The organism is Azospirillum fermentarium (assembly GCF_025961205.1).
GTDB classification, from domain to species: domain Bacteria; phylum Pseudomonadota; class Alphaproteobacteria; order Azospirillales; family Azospirillaceae; genus Azospirillum; species Azospirillum fermentarium.
The window spans coordinates 235,053-255,970 of sequence record NZ_JAOQNH010000003.1 but is presented as its reverse complement, the minus strand read 5'-3'; the positions used below and the strand labels follow the sequence as shown (position 1 = coordinate 255,970).

Annotated in this window: 20 protein-coding genes; 17 read left to right on the top strand and 3 right to left on the bottom strand. The window is 68.8% G+C overall.

Annotated features, from left to right (window positions below):
* The 5 genes from M2352_RS21385 to M2352_RS21365 are packed head-to-tail and all read left to right on the top strand — an operon-like array spanning position 1 to position 4,865.
* Positions 1 to 627, top strand: coding sequence for a HEAT repeat domain-containing protein (locus M2352_RS21385; RefSeq protein ID WP_264666560.1), 627 nt, complete (start codon positions 1 to 3; stop codon positions 625 to 627).
* A gap of 14 nt (positions 628 to 641) precedes the next feature.
* On the top strand, positions 642 to 1,508 hold the full coding sequence (locus M2352_RS21380) for a CheR family methyltransferase (RefSeq protein ID WP_264666559.1): 867 nt from the start codon (positions 642 to 644) through the stop codon (positions 1,506 to 1,508).
* Positions 1,505 to 1,921, top strand: coding sequence for a response regulator (locus tag M2352_RS21375; protein WP_264666558.1), 417 nt, complete (start codon positions 1,505 to 1,507; stop codon positions 1,919 to 1,921). The genes M2352_RS21380 and M2352_RS21375 overlap by 4 nt, the downstream gene beginning before the upstream one ends.
* Complete coding sequence (locus M2352_RS21370; protein WP_264666557.1) at positions 1,918 to 4,611, top strand: chemotaxis protein CheA; 2,694 nt, start codon at positions 1,918 to 1,920, stop codon at positions 4,609 to 4,611. The genes M2352_RS21375 and M2352_RS21370 overlap by 4 nt, the downstream gene beginning before the upstream one ends.
* Positions 4,608 to 4,865: a hypothetical protein gene (locus M2352_RS21365; RefSeq protein ID WP_264666556.1), complete on the top strand. Its 258-nt coding sequence runs from the start codon at positions 4,608 to 4,610 to the stop codon at positions 4,863 to 4,865. The genes M2352_RS21370 and M2352_RS21365 overlap by 4 nt, the downstream gene beginning before the upstream one ends.
* A 63-nt stretch (positions 4,866 to 4,928) precedes the next feature.
* Here M2352_RS21365 and M2352_RS21360 read toward each other — a convergent pair whose 3' ends face one another.
* Positions 4,929 to 5,744 carry a DNA-binding transcriptional regulator gene (locus tag M2352_RS21360; RefSeq protein ID WP_264666555.1) on the bottom strand — a complete coding sequence of 272 codons (816 nt, stop codon included), beginning with the start codon at positions 5,742 to 5,744 and terminating at the stop codon, positions 4,929 to 4,931.
* Between the two features lie 281 nt (positions 5,745 to 6,025).
* Between M2352_RS21360 and M2352_RS21355 the strand changes: the two genes are divergently transcribed.
* The 12 genes from M2352_RS21355 (at position 6,026) to M2352_RS21300 (ending at position 18,137) form a co-directional block, all read left to right on the top strand.
* Complete coding sequence (locus tag M2352_RS21355; protein WP_264666554.1) at positions 6,026 to 6,967, top strand: 3-carboxyethylcatechol 2,3-dioxygenase; 942 nt, start codon at positions 6,026 to 6,028, stop codon at positions 6,965 to 6,967.
* Between the two features lie 55 nt (positions 6,968 to 7,022).
* Positions 7,023 to 8,222, top strand: coding sequence for an acyl-CoA dehydrogenase family protein (locus M2352_RS21350; protein WP_264666553.1), 1,200 nt, complete (start codon positions 7,023 to 7,025; stop codon positions 8,220 to 8,222).
* 18 nt (positions 8,223 to 8,240) lie between these two features.
* A complete protein-coding gene (locus M2352_RS21345; RefSeq protein ID WP_264666552.1) occupies positions 8,241 to 8,831 on the top strand; it encodes a flavin reductase family protein in 591 nt (196 codons plus the stop codon).
* Between the two features lie 40 nt (positions 8,832 to 8,871).
* A complete protein-coding gene (locus M2352_RS21340; RefSeq protein ID WP_264666551.1) occupies positions 8,872 to 10,017 on the top strand; it encodes an ABC transporter substrate-binding protein in 1,146 nt (381 codons plus the stop codon).
* A complete protein-coding gene (gene mhpD, locus M2352_RS21335; RefSeq protein WP_264666550.1) occupies positions 10,014 to 10,820 on the top strand; it encodes a 2-keto-4-pentenoate hydratase in 807 nt (268 codons plus the stop codon). Before M2352_RS21340 ends, mhpD begins: the two co-directional genes overlap by 4 nt.
* 15 nt (positions 10,821 to 10,835) lie before the next feature.
* Entirely contained in the window at positions 10,836 to 11,753 is a 918-nt protein-coding gene (locus M2352_RS21330) for an acetaldehyde dehydrogenase (acetylating) (RefSeq protein ID WP_264666549.1), read from the top strand.
* A 14-nt stretch (positions 11,754 to 11,767) separates the two neighbouring features.
* Positions 11,768 to 12,799, top strand: coding sequence for a 4-hydroxy-2-oxovalerate aldolase (gene dmpG, locus M2352_RS21325; RefSeq protein WP_264666548.1), 1,032 nt, complete (start codon positions 11,768 to 11,770; stop codon positions 12,797 to 12,799).
* A 240-nt stretch (positions 12,800 to 13,039) separates the two neighbouring features.
* Positions 13,040 to 14,080, top strand: a complete 1,041-nt coding sequence (locus M2352_RS21320; protein ID WP_264666547.1) for a branched-chain amino acid ABC transporter permease — start codon at positions 13,040 to 13,042, stop codon at positions 14,078 to 14,080.
* The gene (locus tag M2352_RS21315; RefSeq protein ID WP_264666546.1) at positions 14,077 to 15,915 is read left to right on the top strand and encodes a branched-chain amino acid ABC transporter ATP-binding protein/permease; all 1,839 of its coding nucleotides are present in this window, start codon (positions 14,077 to 14,079) and stop codon (positions 15,913 to 15,915) included. Before M2352_RS21320 ends, M2352_RS21315 begins: the two co-directional genes overlap by 4 nt.
* Positions 15,916 to 15,918: 3 nt before the next feature.
* Positions 15,919 to 16,671, top strand: coding sequence for an ABC transporter ATP-binding protein (locus tag M2352_RS21310; protein WP_264666545.1), 753 nt, complete (start codon positions 15,919 to 15,921; stop codon positions 16,669 to 16,671).
* Complete coding sequence (locus M2352_RS21305; protein ID WP_264666544.1) at positions 16,668 to 17,243, top strand: hemerythrin domain-containing protein; 576 nt, start codon at positions 16,668 to 16,670, stop codon at positions 17,241 to 17,243. Before M2352_RS21310 ends, M2352_RS21305 begins: the two co-directional genes overlap by 4 nt.
* 27 nt (positions 17,244 to 17,270) lie before the next feature.
* A complete protein-coding gene (locus tag M2352_RS21300; protein WP_264666543.1) occupies positions 17,271 to 18,137 on the top strand; it encodes an alpha/beta fold hydrolase in 867 nt (288 codons plus the stop codon).
* Between the two features lie 62 nt (positions 18,138 to 18,199).
* Here M2352_RS21300 and M2352_RS21295 read toward each other — a convergent pair whose 3' ends face one another.
* Positions 18,200 to 19,522, bottom strand: coding sequence for an LLM class flavin-dependent oxidoreductase (locus M2352_RS21295; protein ID WP_264666542.1), 1,323 nt, complete (start codon positions 19,520 to 19,522; stop codon positions 18,200 to 18,202).
* 379 nt (positions 19,523 to 19,901) lie between these two features.
* Positions 19,902 to 20,912 (bottom strand): ABC transporter substrate-binding protein, encoded by a 1,011-nt coding sequence (locus M2352_RS21290; protein ID WP_264666541.1) that lies wholly within the window; start codon positions 20,910 to 20,912, stop codon positions 19,902 to 19,904.
* Between the last annotated feature and the right edge of the window lie 6 nt (positions 20,913 to 20,918).

Genomic DNA, 20,918 nt, shown 5'->3' with positions numbered 1-20,918 from the left:
ATGCCGCTCGTGAAGGCCCCATCCGGGACGGCCGCCCCCGCCGGCGGCGCCGACAAGGACACCCCCAGCCGGGATGCCGTGCTGGCGGACCTGAACGCCGAGAGCCCCGACACCCGCCGGGGTGCCGCCCGCGCCTGCCGCGCCTTCCCCGACGCCATCGCGCTGATCGCCGGGCGGCTGGAGGTGGAGGAGGACACCCGCGTGGTCGAGGCGCTGGTGCTCAATCTGGTCGCCATCGGCGGGCCGGCGGCGGCGGCGGCGCTGGCGCCGCTGCTGCGCTCCGACCGGGCCGGGTGCCGCTTCGCCGCCGCCGAGGCGCTGGCCGACATGGGGCCGGACGCCCTGCCCTTCTTCGACGCGCTGGTCCGCGATCCCGACCCGCAGGTGCGCATCATGGCCGCCGAAATCGCCCGCGGGCGGGCGGGGGTGGCCACGGTCCAGACGCTGGAACACCTGCTGGCGACGGAGGAGGAGATCAACGTTTGCTGTGCCTTCATCGACGTGCTGGCCGAGATCGGCACGGTGGAAACGGCGGCGGCCCTGACCGCCGTGCTGCAACGCATCCCCGAAAACCCCTTCCTGCGGTTTTCGGTGGAAACCGCCCTGTCCCGTCTTCCCACCGACTGAAAGGGACATCCCCCATGGCGATGCCCAGGACGAGCGGCGAATCCCAGCCCACCACCGTGACGGACGAGGAATTCGCGCGCTTTTGCGAATTCATCTACCGCCGCACCGGTCTGTCGTATGGGGAGGCAAAGCGCTATTTCATCGACCGCCGGATCCTGGACCGGGTGGAGCGCACCGGGGTCAGCAGCGTGCAGTCGTATCTGGCGCTGCTGCGGTTCGACACCACGGGCCGCGAGCTGGAAGAGATCATCAACAGTCTGACCGTCAACGAAACCTATTTCTGGCGCGAAGAGTACCAGTTCGCCTGTCTGGCCAATTCCATCCTGCCCGAGGTGGTGCGCACCAAGCGCCGCGGCGAGCCGGTGCGCATCTGGTCCCTGCCCTGTTCCACGGGGGAGGAACCCTATTCCATCGCCATGTGGCTGCTGGAAAACTGGGCCGACGTGGACCGCTACGACGTGGAGATCATCGCCTCCGACATCGACACCCAGGTGCTGGGGGCGGCCCGGCGGGGCATCTACGACGCGCGCTCGGTGCAGCGGCTGCCCAAATGGGTGCTGGACCGCTATTTCGAACGGCCCACGTCCGACCGCTGGCAGATCGTGGAATCCCTGCGCGGGTCCATCGAATTCACCCGCATCAACGCCTTCGACCGCGCGCAGATGGCGGCGATGGAGAACATCGACGTCATCTTCTGCCGCAACATGCTGATCTATTTCGACGACGTGTCCCGCCGCGAGGTGGCGGACAGCATGTATTCCAGCCTGCGCCCCGGCGGTTTCGTCTGCCTGGGCCATTCCGAATCCATGAGCCGGATTTCCCCGCTGTTCGCCGTCCGCCGGTTCGCGGACGCGATCGTCTACCAGAGGCCAGCCCGATGAGCCACGGCAACGACGCGCACATCCGCCCCCGCCCCCCCAAACGGCTTCTGATCGTGGACGACGCCGCGCTGGTGCGGGCCTATTACCGGCAGGCGCTGGAACAGCCCGGCGGCTACACCGTGGACGAGGCGTTCAACGGCATCGAGGCGCTGGAAAAGGCGCTGAGCGGCCCCTACGACCTGATCCTGGTCGATGTGAACATGCCCAAGATGGACGGGCTGACCTTTGTCCGCACCCTGCGCACCACCGAAGAGATCGCCTGTCTGCCGGTGATGATGACCAGCACGCTGAACCGCGACAAGGACATCGCCGCCGCCCGCGCGGTGGGGGTGAACCTGTATCTGGTCAAACCCATCAGCGTCGATGACCTGCGCCTGTTCGCCGCCATCATGACGGGAGCGACCGAGCCATGAGTCCCCTTCTCGCCCAGTTTCTGGTGGAAGCCCGCGAGCAGATCGCCGCGACCACCGACGGCCTGCTGGGGCTGGAACGCGACCCCCACAGCACGGCCCTGCTCAACGGCGTCTTCCGCTCGGTCCACACGCTGAAGGGATCGTCGGGGCTGTTCGACTTTCCCGCCCTGACCGCGGTGCTGCACGCGGGCGAAGACCTGCTGGTGGCCCTGCGCGAACAGCGGCTGGTGCTGGATCCGGCCATGCTGGACCAGATCCTGGCGGCCTTGGATCTGGTGGCGGTGTGGCTGGACCACATCGAAGACACCGAATCCCTGCCCGACACCGCCGCCCTGCGCGGGCGCCCGGTCATCGCCGCCCTGCGCGGCTGGCTGAACGGCGCCCCGGCGGACGAGGACGCCACCAGGGACGGGGACGCGGACGATGGCGGCGAAGACGCCGCCGCCCTGCCCGCGTGGCTGGACCATGTGCCGGACGGTGCGCTGACCGACGCGGTGGAACGGGCCGGGGTGGCGGGGCTGCCGGTTCTGGCCGTGAGCTACCGCCCGGAATCCCAGTGCTTCTTCAAGGGTGACGACCCGCTGGCCCTGATGGTGCAGGTGCCCGACAGCACCCACCTGGCGGTGGTGCCGCCCGCCGCCTGGACGCCGCTGGCGGAATATGACCCGTTCTCCTGCGTGCTCGCCTTCCAGGTTCTGACCACCGCCCCGCGCAAGGAGGTCGCCCACCTGCTGCGCTATGTGGGCGACCAGACGGAGATCACCGACATCGCCCCGGCGGATCTGGCGCTGGCCGGGCTGCGCCCGGTCACCGGCCCGGCATCCGCCCTGGCCGAGCCGCTGGCGCTGCTGCTGGAGCGCGGCGACCGCGCCGGCCTGGCCGAGGCCGCCCGCACCATGGCCGAGGAAGAGGCCGGCGACGATGCCGCCGCCGCCACGCTCCTGCGCCGTCTGGCCCGGCTGGCCGGGGCCGAGGGCATGGACCCGGCGGTCCTGGAGGCGCTGATCGCCGCCCTGCACGGCGGTGCTGCCGCCGGGGATGAGGCCGCCGCGCAAGAAACGGCGGACGGTCCCCCGCCGCCGCCCCCGCCGCCGCTGAGCGAGGCCGTGCTGCGGGTGCTGAACGAACAGTGCCGGACGCTGGCCGCCGTGCGCTCCGCCGTGTGGCTGTCCGGCAGCATCGGTGCGGCGGCCAAGGTGGCGGCCAATGCCCTGCGCTTCAGCGGGCGGAACGACGACGCCGAACGGGTGCTGCGGGCCGGCACCGCCGCCCTGGACGCCACGGCGGCGAAACCGCTGCTGGACGCCATCGCCGGTATCCTGAACCCGCCGCCCCCCACCCCCGTCCACACGCCGGCGGCGCCGAGGAAGACGCTCAAGAAGGCCGCCACGGCACCCAAGGCCCCGGCACCGGCCGGCGCCCCGGCTCAGCCCGCTCCCGCGGCCAAGACCGCGCCGGCAGCGGGCAACGGCAACACCGGCGCCGCCAGCCCGGCCAACGGCGGCACGCACGACGGGGGCGAGCGGCCCTCCACCGTGCTGCGGGTGGACCAGGGGCGCATCGACGCGCTGATGAACCTGATCGGCGAGCTGGTGGTGGCCAAGAACAGCCTGCCCTTCCTGGCGCGGCGGGCGGAGAACGTCTATGGCTCGCGCGAGATGGCGCGGGAGATCAAGGAGCAGCACGCCGTCATCGACCGCATCGCGCTGGAACTGCGCAACAGCATCATGCAGGTGCGGATGCTGCCGGTGTCCACGGTGTTCCAGCGCTTCCCCCGTCTGGTCCGCGACCTGTCGCGCAAGCTGAACAAGCACGTCGATCTGGTGATCGAGGGCGAGGACACCCAGGCGGACAAGACGGTCATCGAAAACCTGTTCGAACCGATCCTGCATCTGGTGCGCAACAGCCTGGACCACGGGATCGAGACCGACCGCGCCGCCGCCGGCAAGCCGGACACCGCCCGCCTGACCCTGGCGGCCAGCCAGGACAACGACCAGGTGATCATCCGCATCGCCGACGACGGCCGCGGCATCGACCCGGCGCTGATGCGGGACAAGGCGGTGGAAAAGGGGCTGATGGACCGCGATGCCGCCCTGCGGCTGAGCGATGGGGAGGCGATGAACCTGATCTTCGCCGCCGGCTTTTCCACCGCCGCCGCCGTGACCGACGTCAGCGGGCGGGGCGTGGGCATGGACGCCGTGCGCACCGCCATCGAAAAGACCGGCGGGCGGGTGGAGCTGACCAGCATCCCCGGCTCCGGCACCACGGTCAGCCTGCACCTGCCGCTCAGCATGGCGGTGACGCGGGTGATGACGCTGGAGGTGTCGGGGCGCCAGTTCGGCATCCCCATGGACGAAATCGCCGAAACCGTCCGCATCCCCCGCGCCGACGTGGTGGCGATCAAGGACAAGGAAGCGTTCCTGCTGCGCGACCGCATCATCCCGCTGGTTCATCTGGACCGCGTGCTGGACCTGCCGCCCAAGGCCGAGGCCGAGGAGGTCGCCGTCCTGGTGGTGCGCATCGACAAGCAGCCGGTCGGCCTTGCCATCGAAGCCTTCGGCGAGGGGATGGAAGTGATCGTGAAACCGCTGGACGGTCCGCTGGCCGGCATGCCCGGCTATCTGGGCACGGCCCTGCTGGGTGACGGACGGGTGCTGCTGGTGATGAATCTGAAGGAGCTTGTGGAATGATCCGGCTCGAGGGAACCACCATCCGCCTGGAGGATGCCTGCCCGGTGGAAGAGGCCGAGCGGCTGCTGGAGCTTCTGCAGTCCGGCACCGCCACCGGCATCGACCTCGGCGGTTGCCGGTCCGTTCATACGGCGGTGCTTCAGCTTCTGCTGGCCGCCCCCCTGCCCATCCATGTTCCCCCGCCCGAAGCCCTGCTGGCCGGCCTGCTGGCCGGCCGCCAGCCGCTGAAACCGTCGGGCCGGGGGGCGGCGTGACAGGGCTCCTCCGTTTCGGGGCGCAAGCCCGGAACGGACTCCGCACCATCACGGCACGCCCCCCTATTCCCCGATCAACGGGTGGGGCGTGGCGCCCAGCAGGGCGTCGATGCGCGCGACGGCGGCGCGCAGGGGGGGCAGGTAGCGTTCCGCCGCCTGTTCGATGGTCACCGCCTTTTTCAAAAACACCACGTTGATCGCCCCCAGCACCCGCCCGCGGTGACCGAGCGCCAGCGCCAGCGCCCCGACCTTGCTCTGTTCGGTCCATTCGCCGTCGTTGCTGGCATAGCCCTGGCGGTGGACGCGCTCGATGATGCGCTCCACCGCCGGGCGGTTGCGGGCGATGGCCGCCTGTTCCCCGCCGCCGGCAACGACCATGCGCAGGATCTCCTCCCGCTCCTCCGGGCCGCAATGGGCGAGATAGGCGCGGCCGGCGGCGGTGCTCAGCACCGGCATGCGCTGGCGGACCATGGCGCGGTGGAACGACAGCGGGCTGAAACGGTGGGTGGTTTCGCGCACCAGCATGCTGGTGCCGTCGATGGTGCACAGGTCCGACGGCCAGATCAGCTTTTGCAGCAGTTCGCCCAGCACCGGGGCGGCGATTTCGGAAATCCATTCGTCGTCGGTGAAGCCGTCGCCCAACTGCCGGATCTTGTGCGCCAGCCGGTAGCTGCCGTCGGACGCGCTGCGGCGCACGTACCCTTCGGTCTCCAAAGTCTTCAACAGACGCTGCACCGTGGTGCGGTGCAGTCCGGTGACGGTGCTGAGATCGCCGATGGTGGCGCAACCGTTGGCGGTGCGGCTGATGGCGTGCAGGACGGCCAGCCCACGGCTCAACCCCTGCACATGACGGTACGGGCCGTCGGCGGAAACGCTCATCAAACCGCTCCTGTGCGTCGAAAATTCCTTCTTCTTCAATGTTGTGCACATTGTGCACATCCATGAGAACAAGATTGTTATCACCCATCCCGTTTCATAAAATGGCCGAACAAAATAAAAAGCGCGTTCTGGGGAGAATAAAACGTCCATGGCAAAGATGACCTTGCCCGGCCCATCGCTTCGGCGCTGCAAAATCCCCTGATACCAAAAGAAAAAATTAGGAAAATTTTCTCCACTCCTTTTGGAGTGGCCGGGATCTCTTTGCCTTTCGGGGGCCATTCATGACCATCACCGTCAAATGCCTGTCACACACACCCTTGCGCGGACTGAACGACCCTGGTGAGGAGGTTGTCCGCGAAGTCGATGCGGTCCTCGCCCAAGCCCGCGCGGAGGTCGAAGCCTTCGATCCCGAACTGATCGTGATCTTCGCGCCCGACCATTACAACGGCCTGTTCTATGACCTGATGCCGCCGTTCGTCATCGCCACGGCGGCGGAATCGGTGGCCGATTACAAGACCTTGCCGGGTCCGCTGTCGGTGGACCGGGACACGGCGCTGTCAATGGCGCGCTTCATCCTGGACTCGGACGTGGACATCGCCCTGTCCCACCGTTTGCAGGTGGACCACGGCTGCACCCAGACGTTGGAAGAGTTGACCGGCAGCCTGACCCGCTATCCGGTGGTGCCGATCATCATCAATTCGGTGGCGCCGCCCTTCGCCCCCTACCGCCGCATCCGCAAGCTGGGGGAGGCGGTGGGCCGTTTCCTCGCCACGCTGAACAAGCGGGTGCTGGTGCTGGGCACCGGCGGGCTGTCCCACGAACCGCCGGTGCCGCTCTTGGCCGGCGCGCCGGACGAGATCGCCAACTTCCTCATCGCCGGGCGCAACCCGACGCCGGAAGCGCGCGCCGCCCGCCAGGCCCGCACCATTGCCGCCGGCAAGGTCTACGGCACGCCGGACAGCCCGCTGACGCCGCTGAACCCCGACTGGGATCTGACCTTCATCGAAACCCTGACGTCGGGCCGGCTGGCCGATGTGGACGGTTTCTCGGTGGAGGAGATCTCCAAGGCCGCGGGCCGCTCCACCCACGAGATCCGCACCTGGGTCGCGGCCTTCGCAGCCCTCTCCGCCGCCGCCGGCCCCTACACCGCCCGCACCGATTACTACCGGCCGATTTCCGAATGGATCGCCGGTTACGGCGTGGTCAGCGCCCAGCCGGCCTGAACCGGCCCGCCCGACCGCCCCCTCCCCCCTTCTTCTGCCAAGGAACACCCGGATCATGAACAGCATGACCATCGCCACCCCCAGCGAAGACGAACTGGTCGGCCGCGCGCGGGAGATGATCCCGTGGCTGCGCGAGCGGGCCGACGCCTGCGAACAGGCGCGCATGGTATCCACCGAGACCATTCAGGCGTTCCACGACGCCGGCTTCTTCCGCATCCTCCAGCCCCGCCGCTGGGGCGGGTACGAGATGCACCCCAACGTGCTGAACAAGGTGCTGATGGAGCTGGGCCGCGGCTGCCCGTCCAGCGCGTGGAACGTGATGGTGCTGGGCGTCCACCCGTTCGAGGTGGGGCTGCTGGACCCGCGCTGCGGCGATGAACTGTGGAGCCAGGACGACACGCGGCTGGTGTCGTCGTCCTACGCCCCGTTCGGCACGGTGAAGGCGGTGGACGGCGGCTACGTGCTGAACGGCGACTGGCTGACCTCCAGCGGCTGCGACCACGCCCACGGCGGCGCCTTCGTCGGTGCCCGCCTGTTCACCGACGACGGCAAGCTGATCGACTACAAGGCGTTCTGGATCGAGGCCAAGGACTACGAGATCATCGACGACTGGCACGTGGTCGGTCTGGCCGGCACCGGCAGCAAGAAGCTGCGCATCCGCGACGTGTTCATCCCCGCCTACCGCACCCACAGCATCATCAACTACGACCAGGACAGCCACGGCGGGCTGAACCCGCTGTACAAGATGCCGTTCCTCTATGTGTTCTACGCGGCGGTGTCGTCGGTCATCACCGGCATGGCGCGCGGCATGGTGGATCTGTACGTGGAGCACATGAAGCCGCGGCAGAACATCTCCCAGGCCGTGGGTGCGGCCACCCAGAACCCGTTCGTCAAGGGCAAGCTGGGCGAGGCCGAGGCCAAGATCACCGGGGCCGCCGCCCGCATCCTGATGAACACCGACGAGGCGTGGTCCTATGTCTCCCGCGGCGAGCTGGTGCCGCTGGACGTGCGGGTGCGCCACTTCGCCACCAACATGTTCACCGGCGGCGAGGTGTTCGAGGCCGCGCACATGGTGTTCAAGAAGACCGCGACCCGCGGCGTGTGGCTGAACAACCCCATGCAGCGCCAGATGCGCGACATCCTGGTGGGCGCCAACCACATCACCCAGAACCAGGACGATATCGGCGACCTGCTGGGCGGCTACATGCTGGGCAACCCGCTGCCGGCGGGCAACCAGTTCGGCGCGCGCGTGTAAGCGGGAAAGGGACACGCCATGACCACCGTCACCCTCGCCCCCACACCTGCCGCCAACGGCCACCACACCATCAACCAGCTTCTCGACTGGACGCCCAGCGCGCCCCTGGCCGAGATGCCCACCGTCGCCACCGACGCGCACAAGCGCAGCATGCGCCACATGGCCGCCGGGGTGTCGGTGATCGCGGTCAGCGAGGGCGGCAGCCGCCTGGGCCTGACCGCCACCGCCGTGTGCTCGGTCACCGCCGACCCGCCGCGGCTGGTGGTGTTCGTCAACAAGGCGGTCGCCGCCGACGAGGCCATCCTGAAAAGCGGCGCTCTCAGCGTCAACGCCCTGGCCGGAGAGCAGGAGGACGTCGCCAAGGCGTTCGCCGGCATGATCCCCGACGTGCGCGGCGAGGACCGCTTCACCTATGGCCAGTGGGACACGCTGACCACCGGCGCGCCCACGCTGGCCGGTGCGCTGGCGGTGTTCGATTGCCGGGTGGTCAAGGTGTTCGACGAAAGCACTCACCACGCCTTCCTGTGCGAGGTGCTGGCGACCCGCGAGCGCGAGGACGGGCAGGCCCTGGTCTATCTCAACGGCGCCTTCCGCCGCGTCGATCAGTAACGGCCCGAACAATTAAAAAACAGCGAAGAGGAAACGCACGATGAAGCTTCACCAGCGCCTTGCCCTGGCGGCGGCCGGGCTGACGGCGGCCCTGGCCGCGGGGCCGGCGTCCGCCGACATCACCATCGGCGTGGTCGCGTCCCTGACCGGCCCCGCCGCGGCCCTGGGTGCCGAAACCCGCAAGGCCGCGGCCCTGTTCCCCACCAGCATCGGCGGGGAAAAGGTGAACGTCATCCTGCTGGACGACGCCACCGACCCCACCAGCGGCGTGAAGAACGTGCGCAAGCTGATCAGCGAGGACAAGGTTGACGCCCTGCTCGGCCCCAACCTGATCAGCACCGCCACCGCCATGGCCGACGTGGCGAACGCCGAGGGCGTGCCGATGGTGTCGGTGGCCCCGCTGGATGTGACCGGCGACAAGCGCGCGTTCATCTTCCGCTCCGAACCCAGCGCCGACCTGATGGTTCAGCGCATCGTGGACGACATGGTGGCGGGCGGCGTCAAGACGGTGGGCTTCATCGGCTTTTCCGACTCCTGGGGCGATCTGCTGCTCAAGGCGCTGACCCGCCTGACCGACGGCAAGGTCCGCATCGTCGCCACCGAACGCTATGGCCGCACCGATCCCAGCGTACAGGCGCAGGCGCTGAAGATCATCGCCGCCAAGCCCGACGTGGTGTTCATCGGCGCGTCGGGCACCCCGGCGGCCATGCCGCAGATCACGCTGCGCGAACGCGGCTACAAGGGCCGCATCTATCAGTCCCACGGCGTCACCAGCAAGGAATTCCTGCGCGTCGGCGGCAAGGCGGTGGAAGGCGCCATCCTGCCCGTCGGCCCGGTGCTGGTGGCCGAGCAGCTTCCCGACAGCCACCCGGCCAAGGCGGCGGGCGTCGCCTTCGTCAAGGAACTGGAGGCCAAGAACGGGGCCGACACCCGCTCCACCTTCGCCGGCGCGTCGTGGGATGCGTGGCTGATCCTGCAGAACGCCATGGCGGCGGCGCTGAAGGACAAGGTACAGCCGGGCACGCCCGCGTTCCGCACCGCCGTGCGCGACCACATCGAACGCACCGCCGGGCTGGTGGGCACCAACGGCGTCTACACCATCACCGGCGCCGACCATGCCGGCTACGACCCCGGCGCCATCGTGCTCGTGACCATCAAGGACAACCAATGGCGGCTGCTGAAATGACCGATACGGCAACCCTTCTCAACGCTGACGATGCGGCGGCCCTGCTTCGGGCCGCCGCGGAAAGCGGGCAGCCCATCGCCCCCTTGCGCGACCGTCTGGCCGACGCCGGCCCCGACGGGGCTTACGCGGTGCAGGAGGCCAATACCCGCGCGTGGCTGGCCGGCGGGCGGCGTCTGGCGGGCCGCAAGATCGGCCTGACGTCGAAGGCGGTGCAGACCCAGCTTGGCGTCGATCAGCCCGATTTCGGCATGCTGTTCGCCGACATGGCGGTGGGCGACGGCGAACCCGTCGCAGCAAACCGGTTGATCCAGCCGAAGGTGGAGGCGGAAATCGCCCTGGTGGTGGGCCGCGACCTGACCCGCGAGCGCCACACCTACGCCGACATCATCGACGCCACCGACTACGCCCTGCCGGCCATCGAGATCGTGGACAGCCGCATCGCCGGCTGGAACATCCGCTTTGTGGACACGGTGGCCGACAACGCGTCCAGCGGGCTGTTCGTGCTGGGCGGGCGCCCGCGGCGGCTGGGTGATTTCGACATCGCCGCCTGCACCATGACCATGACCCGCGACGGTGAAACCGTATCGCAGGGCAGCGGGCGGGCGTGTCTGGGCAACCCGCTGACGGCGGCGGTGTGGCTGGCCGACATCATGGTGCGCTGCGGGCGGCCGCTGCTGGCCGGCGACATCGTGCTGACCGGCGCGCTCGGCCCCATGGTGGCGGTGTCCGCCCAGGACGGCGGGCGGTTCGAAGCCGTCATCGACGGGCTGGGCAGCGTCACCGCCCTGTTCGATCCCGCCTAATGTGAGGAAGGATTCATGACCGCGAAGATCAAATGCGCCCTGATCGGCCCCGGCAACATCGGCACCGACCTGCTGGCGAAGCTGCAGCGCAGCCCGGTGCTGGAACCGGTGTGGATGGTGGGCATCGACCCGGCGTCGGACGGGCTGGCCAAGGCGCGCGCGCTGGGGCTGAAGACCACGGCGGACGGTGTTGACGGGCTGCTGCCCCATGTGCAGGCCGAGGGCATCCGCATCGCCTTCGACGCCACCTCGGCCTATGTCCACGCGGAGAACAGCCGCAAGCTCAATGAATTGGGCGTGGTCATGATCGACCTGACCCCGGCGGCCATCGGCCCGTTCTGCGTGCCGCCGGTCAATCTGACGGAACTGATCGGGCGCGGGGAAACCAACGTCAACATGGTCACCTGCGGCGGGCAGGCGACCATCCCGATCATCGCCGCCATCTCGCGGGTGCAGCCGGTGGCCTATGGCGAAATCGTCGCCGCCATCAGCTCGCGCAGCGCCGGCCCCGGCACGCGCAAGAACATCGACGAATTCACCCGCACCACCGCCGGCGCCATCGAAAAGGTGGGCGGAGCCAGGCGCGGCAAGGCCATCATCATCATCAACCCCGCCGACCCGCCGCTCATCATGCGCGACACCGTGCATTGCCTGACCGAAGGGGAGCCGGACCGCGCCGCCATCACCGCGTCCATCCACGCCATGATCGCCGAGGTGAACACCTACGTCCCCGGCTACCGGCTGGTGAACGGGCCGGTGTTCGACGGCAACCGCGTCTCCGTCTTCCTGGAGGTGGAGGGGCTGGGCGACTACCTGCCGAAATACGCCGGCAATCTGGACATCATGACCGCCGCCGCGGCCCGCACCGCCGAGATGCTGGCCGAAGGAATGCTGCGCAACGACACGCCGGCCCTGGTGCCGGCGGCGGACTGAGGGGGACACGGGCAATGACTCTGCGCGGCACCAAGATCACGCTGCACGACATGACGCTGCGGGACGGGATGCATCCCAAGCGTCACCAGATGACCCTGGACCAGATGGTGGCCATCGCCACCGGCCTGGATGAGGCGGGCGTTCCGCTGATCGAGGTCACCCACGGCGACGGGCTGGGCGGTTCGTCCATCAACTACGGCTTTCCCGCCCATTCCGACGAAGAGTATCTCGGCACCGTCATCCCGCGGATGAAGCGGGCCAAGGTGTCGGCGCTGCTGCTGCCCGGCATCGGCACGGTGGACCATCTGCGCATGGCCCACGGGCTGGGCGTCAACACCATCCGCGTGGCGACCCACTGCACCGAAGCCGACGTGTCGGAACAGCACATCACGCTGGCCCGCAAGCTGGGGCTGGACACCGTGGGCTTTCTGATGATGGCGCACATGGCCGGCCCGGACACGCTGGTGCAGCAGGCCAAACTGATGGAGGGCTACGGCGCCAACTGCGTCTATGTCACCGATTCCGCCGGCTACATGCTGCCCGACGACGTGACGGTGCGCCTTGCCGCCGTGCGCGATGCGCTGAAGCCGGAAACCGAGCTGGGCTTCCACGGGCACCACAATCTGGCGATGGGTGTCGCCAACTCCATCGCCGCGGTGAAGGCCGGGGCCACCCGCATCGACGCCGCCGCCGCGGGTCTGGGGGCCGGGGCCGGCAACACGCCGATGGAGGTGCTGGTGGCGGTGTGCGAGCGCATGGGCATCGAGACCGGCGTGGACACCTTCAAGATCGGCGACGTGGCCGAGGACCGGGTGGTGCCGATCATGGACCACGTGATCCGCATCGACCGCGATTCCCTGACCCTGGGCTTTGCCGGCGTCTATTCCTCGTTCCTGCTGTTCGCCAAGCGGGCGGAGGCGAAATACGGCGTGTCCGCCCGCGAGATCCTGGTGGAACTGGGCCGCCGCGGCATGGTCGGCGGCCAGGAGGACATGATCGAGGACACCGCCCTGACCATGGCGCGGGCGCGCGGCCTGACCGTGTGACGCATCCGATGGCGAGCGGGCCGGAACCCACGTTTCCATCGTCATCCCAGCGAAGGCTGGGATCCAGACGGTGTCTCCAAGGCCAAAACCTTGGGGACTCATGTCGCCGCTGACCGCGGCTCACGCTGGATTCCCGCCTTCGCGGGAATGACGGGGAAAGGGTGTTTTCAGCCCCACGGCTCCTGATGCGCGACGACCGCGCGATGCCCGAACGGGACACCGATCACCGGGACACCGACTATGGACGAGACGATCTTTCTTCTGCTGGCGCAGGACGGCATCACCAACGGTGCCGTCTATACGCTGCTGGCGCTGGCCCTGGTGATGGTGTTCGCCGTCACCCGCATCATCTACATCCCCCAGGGCGAGTTCCTCGCCTGGGGCGGGCTGACCATGGCGGCGCTGGAGGCCGGCAGCGTTCCCGGCACCGTCTGGGTGCTGCCGGCGATCGGGGCCATCGCCTTTGCCATGGACGTGTACGATTCCTGGCGCCGGGGGGGCCGCGGGCCGTCGCTGCCCCGGTCGGCGGCGTGGAATCTGGGCTATCCCGCAGCACTGGCGGCGGTGGTGTGGGCGCTGCCGCTGGCCGCCCTGCCGCTGGCGGTCAAGGTGGTGCTGACGCTGGCGCTGGTGGTGCCGCTGGGGCCGATGACCTACCGCATCGCGTTCCAGCCGGTGGCCGAAGCCTCGGTGCTGGTGCTGCTGATCGTGGCGGTGGCGCTGCATCTGGCGCTGATCGGCGTCGGGCTGCTGGTGTTCGGGCCGGAAGGGTCGCGCACCAGCCCGTTCAGCGACGCCATGCTCGACGTGGGCACCATGCAGATCGGCGGACACACGCTGGTGGTGATCGTCGTGTCCGTGGCGCTGATCGCGGCGCTTTACGCCTTCTTCGGGCGCACGCTGCTGGGCAAGGCGCTGCGGGCCACCGCGGTCAACCGCGACGGCGCGCGGCTGATGGGCATTTCCCCCGCCCTGGCCGGGCGGCTGACGTTCCTGCTGGCGGCCTTCATCGGCACGCTGTCGGGGCTGCTGTTCGCGCCCCTGACCACGGTCTATTACGACAGCGGCTTCCTGGTCGGGCTGAAGGGGTTCGTCGCCGCCATCATCGGCGGGCTGGGCAGCTATCCGCTGGCCGCCGCAGGCGCGGTGATGGTGGGGCTGCTGGAATCCTTCTCCTCCTTCTGGACCAGCGCGTTCAAGGACGTGCTGGTGTTCACGCTCATCATCCCGGTGCTGCTGTGGCGCTCCATCGCCTCCCACCATGTCGAGGAAGACGAATGACCATCCGAACCACCACGGCGCCGCGGGCCGGCGCCTTGCTGCCGGGCGGACACTGGGTGCTCGCCCTCTTCCTGGCCGGGCTGGCGGCGGGGCCGCTGGTCCTGCCGGATTTCACCGTCACGCTGCTGAACTACGTCGGGCTGTCGGCGCTGGTGGCCTTGGGTCTGGTGCTGCTGACCGGCGTCGGCGGCCTGACCTCGTTCGGGCAGGCGGCGTTCGTGGGCCTGGGCGCCTACACCACCGCCGTGCTGACCACCGCCGGGCCGGACGTGCTGCCCGGCTGGCTGGCCTTTGCCGCCGGGTCGCCGTGGCTGGCGCTGGGGATCGGGCTGGTGCTGACCCTGGCGGTCGCCGTCGTGCTGGGATCGGTCACGCTGCGGCTGTCGGGCCATTACCTGCCGCTGGGCACCATGGCGTGGGGCATCAGCCTCTATTTCCTGTTCGGCAACCTTGAGGTTCTGGGCGGCCACTCGGGCCTGTCCAACCTGCCGCCGGTGTCGGTGTTCGGCTATGCCCTGACCGACAACCGCGCGTACTATTATCTGGTCTGGGCCTTTGTCCTGGCCGCCCTGTTCACCACCCGCAACCTGCTGGATTCCCGCGAGGGACGCGCCATCCGCGCGCTGAAGGGCGGCATGGTGATGGCGGAGGCCATGGGCGTCGATACCTCGCGCGCCCGCATGGTGATCTTCGTCATCGCCGCCCTGCACGCCTGTGCCGCCGGGTGGCTGTACGCGCACCTGCAGCGCTTCGTGAATCCCACGCCGTTCGGGCTGGGCATCGGCATCGAATACCTGTTCATGGCGGTGATCGGCGGTGCCGGCCAGGTGTGGGGCGCGCTGGTGGGGGCCGGGGTCATCACCCTGCTGAAGCAGTGGCTGCAGGACATCCTGCCCCGCCTGCTGGGCAACGCCGGCAATTTCGAGGTCATCGTCTTCGGCGTGCTGATGATTTTGGTGCTGCACCACGCCCGTGACGGTCTGTGGCCGCTGCTGGCCCGGCTGGTGCCGGTGCGCACGTCCCCCCGCCGCATCGACCCCGCCGCCCCCGCCCTGCCCCGCAAGGAACAGCCGCCCCACGGCGAGGTGATCCTGGAGGCGCGCAACGTCACCCGCCGGTTCGGCGGCCTGATCGCCAACAACGACATGAGCCTGCGGGTGGAGGCGGGGGAGATCCTGGCGCTGATCGGCCCCAACGGGGCGGGCAAGAGCACCATGTTCAACCAGCTCTCCGGCGTCGATACGCCGACGTCCGGCGAGATCCTGTTCCGCGGGCGGCGCATCACCGGGCTGGGCACCAGCCGCATCGCAGCCCTGGGCATGAGCCGCACCTTCCAGCACGTGCGCCTGATGCCGCGCATGACGGTGCTGGAGAACGTCGCCATCGGCGCGCACCTGCGCGGCACCAAGGGCGTGCTGTCGGCGGCGTGGCGCCTGGACCGGGCGGAGGAGGCCCGCCTGCTGCGCGAGGCCGCCATCCAGTTGGAGCGCGTCGGGCTGGGCGCCCTGATGGACGAGGAGGCCGGCAACCTGGCGCTCGGCCAGCAGCGCATCCTGGAAATCGCCCGCGCGCTGTGCAGCGACCCGTGCCTGCTGCTGCTGGACGAACCCGCCGCCGGCCTGCGCCTGAAGGAGAAGGAGGCGCTGGCCGACCTGCTCCGCCGCCTGCGGGCGGAGGGCATGGCCGTGCTGCTGGTGGAACACGACATGGATTTCGTCATGGGTCTGGTGGACCGCGTGGTGGTGATGGAGTTCGGCCAGAAGATCGCCGAGGGCCTGCCCGACGACGTGCAGCGCGACCCCGCCGTGCTCGAAGCCTATCTGGGAGGGGTGTGAGCCATGACCACCGAGATCCTGCTCGACGTCCGCAACCTGTCCGTCGCCTATGGCAAGGTGGAAGCGGTCAGCAAGGTCAGCCTGTCGGTGCCGCGCGGCAGCATCGTCACCGTCATCGGTCCCAACGGCGCCGGCAAGACCACCACCCTGTCGGCCATCATGGGCCTGCGCCCCTCCTCAGGCCACATCGCCATCGACGGCACCGTGGAAGCGGTGCCGGAGGTGGAGCGCATGGTGGTGCGCGGCCTGAACCTCGTACCGGAAAAGCGCGAGCTGTTCGGGTCCATGACCATCGAGGACAATCTGCTGCTGGGCGCCTTCCAGCGCCACCGCCAGGGCCACCGCGACCAGCGGCAGACGATGGAAGAGGTCTACGCCCTGTTCCCCCGCCTGAAGGAACGGCGCACCCAGGCCGCCGGCACCCTGTCGGGCGGCGAGCGGCAGATGCTGGCGGTGGGCCGGGCGCTGATGGCGAAACCCACCTTGCTGATGCTGGACGAACCCAGCCTGGGCCTCGCCCCGCTGATCGTGCGCGAGATCTTCCGCATCGTCGCCGAACTGCGCCGCCGCGGGGTGTCGATCCTGCTGGTGGAACAGAACGCCCGTGCCGCCCTTCAGGTCGCCGACTACGCCTATGTGCTGGAGAACGGGGCGGTGAAGATCCACGGCCCCGCCCAGGATCTCGCCAACGATCCGCGCATCATCGAAAGCTATCTGGGCCTCGCCAGCAAGCATCAGGAAAGGCTGTCCGCATGAACGCCCTGCGCATCCTGTCCGACGAGCACCAGGCCCTGGCGGGCGTGCTGCACGCCATCCGCTTCATGCTGAAGAAGGTCGCCGCCGGCACGCTGGAACCCGACCGCGCGCTGTTCCAGGCCATGGTGCATTATCTCGACGCCTACGCCGAACAGCGCCATCACCCGAAAGAGGACCGGCTGTTCGCCGTGCTCAAGACCCGCACGGACGACGGCGCCGCCGCACTCGCCACCCTGGCCGCCGAGCACGCCGCCGGGCCGGAGCGCATCGCCACCCTGCGGCGGGCGCTGGCCGATTTCACCGCCGACCCGCGCACGCTGGGCGCCTTCACCGCCGCGTTCGAACGCTACGCCGACTTCTACCGCACGCACATGATGCTGGAGGAAGACACGGTGCTGCCGCTGGCCCATCACGCCCTGACCCCCGCCGACTGGGCGGAGGTGGACGCCTTCTTCGCTGAAGCCGCGGCGGACAAGGGGGGCGAGGATTTCACCGCCCTGTTCGACCGTCTGGTCGAATGCGCCCCGGAACCCATCGGGCTGGGCGCCCGCCCCTACGCCGCAACCCGCTGATTTTCAAGACGGAAGGATTCGTTGACCATGACCGGCACTCCCCCCCTGACCGAAGCCGCCACCAGCCGTTTCGCCCGCATCGCCGAGGGTGATCTGAACCTGCAGATCCACTACAACGATGCCGGCGCCGGTGCGGAAACGGTGGTGATGCTGCACGGCTCCGGCCCCGGCGCCAGCGGCTGGGCCAATTTCAGCCGCAACATCGACGCCTTCGTCAATGCCGGCTACCGCGTGATCCTGATGGACTGCCCCGGCTGGAGCAAGAGCGACCCCATCGTGTGCACCGGCTCCCGGTCCGAGCTGAACGGGCGGGCGCTCGCCGGGCTGCTGGACGTGCTGGGGCTGGACAAGGTTCACATCGTCGGCAACTCCATGGGTGGTCACAGCGCCGTCGCCTTCGCGCTCGCCAACCCCGCCCGCGTGGGCAAGCTGGTGCTGATGGGCGGGGGCACCGGCGGCCCCAGCCTGTTCCAGCCCATGCCGCTGGAAGGCATCAAGCTGCTCCAGAGCGTCTACCGCGACCCCACGCTGGACAGCCTGAAGAAGATGCTGAACGTCTTCATGTACGACGCCAGCAAGCTCACCGACACGCTGATTCAGGAACGGCTGGACAACATGCTGTCCCGCCGGGATCATCTGGAAAACTTCGTCAAGAGCCTCGCCGCCAACCCCCGGCAGTTCCCCGACGTCAGCCCGCGTCTGGGTGAAATCGCCGCCCCCGCCCTCATCATCTGGGGCCGCGACGACCGCTTCGTGCCGCTCGACATCGGTCTGCGCCTGCTGTGGGGGATGCAGGACGCGCAGTTGCACGTGCTGAACCGCTGCGGGCATTGGGCGCAGTGGGAGCACGCCGAGACGTTCAATCGGATGGTGCTGGATTTCTTGAAGGCGTGAAGAAGCCGGGGGCACTGCCCCCGGCCCCCCGGCAAGGGCCGACGGCCCTTGCATCCCGTCAATCAGGCACTGTACCGCGAAACCGGGCGTGGCAGGCCAAGGTGGTCGCGCAAAGTCGCTCCGTCATAGTCACGGCGGAACAGGCCGCGGCGTTGCAGTTCGGGGACGACCAACGTCAGGAAATCGTCCACGCCGCCGGGCAGGTATGGCGGCATCAGCACGAAGCCGTCGGCAGCACCCTCCGTCACCCATTCTTCCAGAATGTCGGCGACGGTCACGGGCGAGCCGGCGGCAACCGCGAACGACAGGCTTTCCACATAGGCCGCCCCCACCTCCGCCACCGTGGCCCCGCTTTCCAGCGCATCGGCAATGACACGCTGAAACCGGCCCCGGCTGCCGGTGATGACGTCGCGCAGATCGGGGAACGGCCCGTCCAGCGGGTGTTGCGACAGGTCGTAATTCATGCTGCCGGACATGAAGCTCAACCCCGCCACCGGGTCGATCAGCGCGCGAAGCTGCGCCCGTTTCTCCTGCGCCTCCTCATCCGTGCGCCCGATGATCGGCATGATGCCGGGCAGCACCTTCACCGTGCCGGGCGAACGCCCCTGGGCCGCCACCTGCGCCTTGAACGCGGCATAGGCACGCTTGGCACTGGCGATGTCCGGGTGGACCGTGAACACCAGATCCGCCTGCCGGGTCGCCACATCCTGAAAGGTGCCCGACACCCCGGCCTGGATCACCACCGGGTGCCCCTGGGGCGGGCGTTCGATGTTCAGCGGGCCGCGCACGCGGAAATGCGGGCCGTCGTGGTTGACGGTATGCACGCGCGCCTCGTCGGCGAAACGGCCCGTGGCCTTGTCGGGGGCAATCGCCCCCTCCTCCCAACTGTCCCACAGCTTGCGCACCACGTCGATGAACTCGTCGGCGCGGGCGTAGCGGGCGGCGTGGTCCAGATGGGCGTCGCGCCCGAAGTTGCGCGCTTCGCTGTCGCTGACCGAGGTGACGGCGTTCCACGCCACCCGCCCGCCGCTCAGATGGTCGATGGTGGCGAACAGGCGGGCCACATGGTACGGCTCGGCATAGGTGGTGGACACCGTGGCCCCCAGCCCGATGCGGCTGGTCACCGCCGCCAGCGCCGACACCAGCGTCACCGGCTCGGGCCGGGCGTTGGGACGCCGGGCCACCGTGGCGCCGACGCTGCCGCCGTAGAGATCGTCCAGCCCGACCTTGTCGGCCACGAACAGGATGTCCAGCTTGGCGGCTTCCGCCTTCTGCGCCAGATCACGGTAGAAGCCAAGGCCGAAGGGGCGCACCGGGGCGGCGTCGGGGTGACGCCAGCCGCCCGCGTGCATCCCCGCCTCGGTCACGAACAGGGCCAGATGCATGATCGGTCTTTCGGGAATGGGTTCGGCCAGGGCCAGAAAGTTCCAGCCTCTGGATCGCCTGGATCGAAGGCTGGTTCCTGCGCCCTCTCCCCACCGGCTACGCACTGCGCAAAACCATAACTTATTGATATAAAATAATTTTTCATCGTCATCCCAGCGAAAGCTGGGATCCAGAAGGTGTTTCCAGGACCAAAACCTCAGGCGATTCATATCGCCGCTGATCGCGACTCACACCTGGATTCCCGCTTTCGCGGGAATGACGATGAAATAAGATGTTTTATATCAATAAGTTATGGTTCTGCGCAGTGCGTAGCCCCACCGGGAAGAGGGCAAATACGGGGATGTCGCGTTTTGACGTCAGGGCTTTTCGGCTCTGCTCTCAGCCAGCGCGGGCCGCGGAATCCGCCAGCACCGCCGGGGCCAGGGGGAAGCTGCGGTCCACGTGCTGTGCCGCCTGGAACGGTTTCTGGATCACGCCCAGGGTGGTGTAGAAATCCGCGGTCTTTTGCAGATCCGCCACCACCGCGTCATCCACCGCCACCGGGCGGAAGCGTTCCAGGTTGAAGGCATAAGCCGCCACCTCCGGCGTCACCTTCACCAGATCGGCCCAGATGCGGGCGTAGTCCTCCGCATGGTCCAGCGCCCACAGCCGGGCGGCGGCCACGCGGGCCACGAAATCCTGCACGATCGGGCGCTTGGTGGCGATGGCGGTGTCGGCGGCGCTGATGAAGGCGTTGTTGTTGACCAGCCCGCGCCCGTTCACCAGCACCCGCCCGGTGCCGGCCACCACCTCCTGCGCGATGTAGAGCGTCCACACCGACCACGCGTCCACCGTGCCGTTGGCGAACGCCAGCTTGGCTTCCGCCGGCTGGAGGAAGGTCAGCTTGACGTCGTTCACCGTCAGCCCGTGGGCGGTCAGCGCCGCCACCACCATGTAATGACCGATGGACCCGCGCCCGGTGGCGATGCTGCGCCCCTTCAGATCCGCCACCGACTGGATGGGCGAATCCGTGCGCGCCAGAATGCCGATGCACGCCGGGTCCGACCGGCCCGCCGCGACGATCTTGGCCGGCAGCCCGTTGGACAGGGCGAACGAATGGGGCGCATCCCCGGCGAAGCCCACATCGACGGCCCCGGCGTTCAGCGTTTCCAGCAGCGGCGCCGCCGCCGGGAAATCGGCAAACTTCACGGTATAGGGAACGTCCTTCAACTGCCCCGATGCTTCCAGGATGGAACGGATGGAGGCGCGCTGATCCCCCACCTTCAGGATGCCGGTGTCGGCGCGCCCCAGCCGCGGGGCGGCCAGCAGCCCGGCGGCGGCAACGGTGCCGGTCAGCAGACGGCGGCGCGACAGGGAACCCGCCGCGGGGAAAAAGCGGTCGTTCGGCATGGCAAG

Coding starts and splice junctions, on each gene's coding strand:
- M2352_RS21385 (WP_264666560.1), top strand. CDS start 1: ATGCCGCTCGTGAAGGCCCCATCCGGGACGGCCGCCCCCGCCGGCGGC.
- dmpG (WP_264666548.1), top strand. CDS start 11,768: ATGACTCTGCGCGGCACCAAGATCACGCTGCACGACATGACGCTGCGG.
- mhpD (WP_264666550.1), top strand. CDS start 10,014: ATGACCGATACGGCAACCCTTCTCAACGCTGACGATGCGGCGGCCCTG.
- M2352_RS21370 (WP_264666557.1), top strand. CDS start 1,918: ATGAGTCCCCTTCTCGCCCAGTTTCTGGTGGAAGCCCGCGAGCAGATC.
- M2352_RS21315 (WP_264666546.1), top strand. CDS start 14,077: ATGACCATCCGAACCACCACGGCGCCGCGGGCCGGCGCCTTGCTGCCG.
- M2352_RS21310 (WP_264666545.1), top strand. CDS start 15,919: ATGACCACCGAGATCCTGCTCGACGTCCGCAACCTGTCCGTCGCCTAT.
- M2352_RS21365 (WP_264666556.1), top strand. CDS start 4,608: ATGATCCGGCTCGAGGGAACCACCATCCGCCTGGAGGATGCCTGCCCG.
- M2352_RS21380 (WP_264666559.1), top strand. CDS start 642: ATGGCGATGCCCAGGACGAGCGGCGAATCCCAGCCCACCACCGTGACG.
- M2352_RS21360 (WP_264666555.1), bottom strand. CDS start 5,744: ATGAGCGTTTCCGCCGACGGCCCGTACCGTCATGTGCAGGGGTTGAGC.
- M2352_RS21330 (WP_264666549.1), top strand. CDS start 10,836: ATGACCGCGAAGATCAAATGCGCCCTGATCGGCCCCGGCAACATCGGC.
- M2352_RS21350 (WP_264666553.1), top strand. CDS start 7,023: ATGAACAGCATGACCATCGCCACCCCCAGCGAAGACGAACTGGTCGGC.
- M2352_RS21375 (WP_264666558.1), top strand. CDS start 1,505: ATGAGCCACGGCAACGACGCGCACATCCGCCCCCGCCCCCCCAAACGG.
- M2352_RS21305 (WP_264666544.1), top strand. CDS start 16,668: ATGAACGCCCTGCGCATCCTGTCCGACGAGCACCAGGCCCTGGCGGGC.
- M2352_RS21300 (WP_264666543.1), top strand. CDS start 17,271: ATGACCGGCACTCCCCCCCTGACCGAAGCCGCCACCAGCCGTTTCGCC.
- M2352_RS21295 (WP_264666542.1), bottom strand. CDS start 19,522: ATGCATCTGGCCCTGTTCGTGACCGAGGCGGGGATGCACGCGGGCGGC.
- M2352_RS21345 (WP_264666552.1), top strand. CDS start 8,241: ATGACCACCGTCACCCTCGCCCCCACACCTGCCGCCAACGGCCACCAC.
- M2352_RS21290 (WP_264666541.1), bottom strand. CDS start 20,912: ATGCCGAACGACCGCTTTTTCCCCGCGGCGGGTTCCCTGTCGCGCCGC.
- M2352_RS21355 (WP_264666554.1), top strand. CDS start 6,026: ATGACCATCACCGTCAAATGCCTGTCACACACACCCTTGCGCGGACTG.
- M2352_RS21340 (WP_264666551.1), top strand. CDS start 8,872: ATGAAGCTTCACCAGCGCCTTGCCCTGGCGGCGGCCGGGCTGACGGCG.
- M2352_RS21320 (WP_264666547.1), top strand. CDS start 13,040: ATGGACGAGACGATCTTTCTTCTGCTGGCGCAGGACGGCATCACCAAC.